We start from the raw sequence: 2,973 nt of genomic DNA, 5'->3' as shown, positions 1-2,973 counted from the left end.
GGCTCGGGGCGTGGGGTGGTCAGGGTGGTCATGGGGTGCTGGGCCTCTCTCCGTACCAAAACCTGACCATGTTCGGATACGGGGAACGGCCCGCCAAATCAGGGCGATTATTCCTGTACGGCACGCTCACCGACCGGAATTTGTCCTTCCGTTTCGGCTCGCGGCTGGGAATCTTCCGTCGCCGTCAGCGGCACCTGCGGCCCCTGGCACTCCCGCAGCCAGCGCCTCAGCACCCGGTGGACCTGCTCCGCGCCGACCAGCTCCGCGCCGTCGGCGACGGGGGCGGACAGGGTGTACGGCGACATCAGGAAGGGCCGCGCCTGCTCCCCGCCGAGGCCCCCGTGCGAGCCGATCTGCTCCTCGAAGGCGTGCACGCGGCCGGTGTCGGGGTCGTACCAGGAGTTGACCATGATGTCCGCGACGTGCGGGAAGGAGGAGGTCCTGCGTACGGCGTCGGCGGCCCCGGCGCCGAACACCGCGAGCGGCCCCGCACCGGCCGTACCGCCGGCGGCGTCGGCGTCGGCGTCCAGCCGCAGTTCCGCCCCGCCGGCGCCGAGCACCAGCGCGCCGTGCTCCTCGCTGCGTACGAGCAGGAAACCGATCCCGGGGTGGTTCGCCAGCGTCGACAGCAGCGCGGGGTGGTGGCGGTCCAGCTGCTCGCGGGTGGCCCGGCCCGCCGCGTCGGGGAAGGAGATCAGCCCCAGGTTGCCCGAGGCCAGCACGACCGGGTCCGTCCCGGGTTCCGGGTGCTCCGGCTCCTCCTCGTCGTCGGGCACCGGCCGGTGCAGCGCGGTGCGTACGGCGTCGCGCGCCTCCGACGCGCTGGTGGTGCGCGCCGCGCGGCGCGGCACGGGCAGCCCGCAGCCCGCCCGCACGAGGTTCGCGAGGGTGAGGCCGTACGCCGACTGGAACGTCTCCCCCGGGCTCTGCCCGTGGTCGGAGAGCAGCACGATCCGGTACGCGCGCGGGGCGTGCTCGGCCACCTTCACGATCAGCTCCAGCGACCGGTCGAGCCGCTCCAGGACCTTCAGCGCGTCCCTGCTGTGCGGTCCGGAGTGGTGCGCCACCTCGTCGTACGCGACCAGGTCGGCGTAGACGGCGGTGCGTCCGGCGAGCATGTCGCCGAGGACCGCGGCGACCACGATGTCCCGCTGGACGACCGTCGCGAAGGCCCGGATGAAGGGGTACAGGCCGCCGCGCTTGACGCGCGGACGGTCGCCGCGCAGCCGCGCGCGGGTGGACTGGGCGATCTCCCGGACGACTTCGGCGACGAACGACAGGGCGGTGCGCACCGCGTTGGCCGGGTCGGAGAAGTACGCGAAGTAGCCGGCCCGGGACCGGTTGGACCTGCCGCGCCGGGCGGCGATCGACAGGACCAGGGCGAGCTGGTCGGCGCCGCCGCTGAAGAGGTTGCCGCGGCTCGCGCCGTCGAAGGTGAGCAGTCCCCCGTCGGCGGTGCGGGAGATCGCGCGGCGCTGCATCAGGGCCGCGCTGGCCGGGCGGCTGGAGACGACGACCTCGCCGCTCTCCTTCTCGTACCAGCGGAAGGCGGGCACGTCGTGGTTGGAGCCGTGCAGTATGCCGAGCTGGCTGGCGCCGGTCTGGCTGGACCAGTCGGTGCGCCAGGGGGTCAGCCGGTGGGTGGGCTCCTCGCCGCCGAGCCGGCTCGCGACGGTCGGCATCAGGCCGTCGGCGACCGCCCGGAGCAGCACGTCGTGGCCGACGCCGTCGAGCTGGAGGAAGAGGGTGCCGGGCAGACCGTTGCGCCCGTCGTCGCCGCCCGCCCTGCCGCGGCGGTGGGCGAGCCGTGAGAGCCTGCGCCGGTACGCCTCGTCGTCGCGCACCGCGAGCGCCCCGGAGGTCGCGGACGCCACGGCGGACATGACGGCGGCGACGACCACGGCGGTCTCCGGGTCGGCCTCGCCCCGGCCGTCGGGGATGAGGCTGAGGGCGACGAGCAGCAGCGAGCCGTTGAGGAAGAAGGCGAGCAGGCCGAGGACGAGCGCGGGGACGAGCAGCAGCGCGCGTACGGCGAGCGGCCACACCAGGGCGCCCAGCAGTCCGAACGCGCCCGCGCCCCAGACGGCGGTGAGCGCGACCCGGGTGATGCTGTCGCCGTCGTCGGCCTTGAGCTGGAAGTCGGGCAGGGCTCCGGCGAGCACCAGCATCGTGAGCGTCGACACGGCCCAGACCGTGACCACACGCAGCACGGCACTGCCCGCGCTGCGCCATCGCCCTCGCACCACGCGTCCCCACCTCACGTCCCGGGCCGCACCTGGGGGCCCGCTTCCCCTCCAGCGTGGCACAACGCGCGGTGGAGGATCAGAGGCGGTCAGCGGCCGTCGCGGCCGGCCGTCGGCATCGACAGCCGCCGGTGCACGACGGGCAGGAGGAGTGCGCGGCGCACTCAGGGGGGAGACGGATGGACATACTGGAGACGTGCCCGGCGACGATCGGCGAGGAGGCCGTACGTGACGGTGGAGATCACCTGGTGGGGTCATGCCACCTGCACCGTCGCGGACTCGGGGGTCCGGGTGCTGACCGACCCCCTCTTCGCGCGGCGTCTCGCCCATCTGCGCCGCAGGCGGGGGGCGGTGCCGCCGCCCGAGGCCGCCGAGGCCGACGCGGTCCTCGTCTCGCACCTGCACAGCGATCATCTCCATCTGCCGTCGCTGGACCGCCTCGCGCCCGGCGCGATCCGGGCGAGCGCCTGCGCCGCCCGCCGCGCGTCCAGATGCCCGTGCCCGAGGAACGGCCCCCAGCCGCCGACCGGCAGCAGCGCCACGTCCACCGCCCCCACCGCGTCGGCCATGTCGTCGAACAGCCCGGTGTCCCCGGCGAAGTACGTGCGCGCCTCACCGGTGACGACGTACCCGAGCGCGGGGGCGCGGTGCGGCCCGAACGGCAGCCGCCGCCCGTCGTGCAGCGCCGGAACCGCCCGTACGACCAGGTCCTTCACCCGCACCTCGTCGC

At 74.6% G+C, this 2,973-nt stretch carries 1 protein-coding gene and 2 pseudogenes; 1 reads left to right on the top strand and 2 read right to left on the bottom strand.

Annotated features, from left to right (window positions below; all coding sequences use genetic code 11):
* Positions 1 to 107 precede the first annotated feature (107 nt).
* The gene (locus E2E34_RS33055; RefSeq protein ID WP_244316373.1) at positions 108 to 2,246 is read right to left on the bottom strand and encodes a phage holin family protein; all 2,139 of its coding nucleotides are present in this window, start codon (positions 2,244 to 2,246) and stop codon (positions 108 to 110) included.
* A 225-nt stretch (positions 2,247 to 2,471) separates the two neighbouring features.
* Between E2E34_RS33055 and E2E34_RS33050 the strand changes: the two are divergent.
* Positions 2,472 to 2,693 (top strand): annotated as a pseudogene (locus tag E2E34_RS33050) (MBL fold metallo-hydrolase); the annotation flags it as partial.
* Here E2E34_RS33050 and E2E34_RS33045 read toward each other — a convergent pair.
* A pseudogene (locus E2E34_RS33045) lies at positions 2,690 to 2,973 on the bottom strand (MBL fold metallo-hydrolase); the annotation flags it as partial. The pseudogenes E2E34_RS33050 and E2E34_RS33045 overlap by 4 nt on opposite strands.

Origin of the sequence: Streptomyces albidochromogenes (assembly GCF_005981925.1) — a bacterium.
Lineage (GTDB): Bacteria > Actinomycetota > Actinomycetes > Streptomycetales > Streptomycetaceae > Streptomyces > Streptomyces albidochromogenes.
Note: the sequence above shows the minus strand (reverse complement) of the source record. Positions and strands in the feature narration are given on the sequence as shown.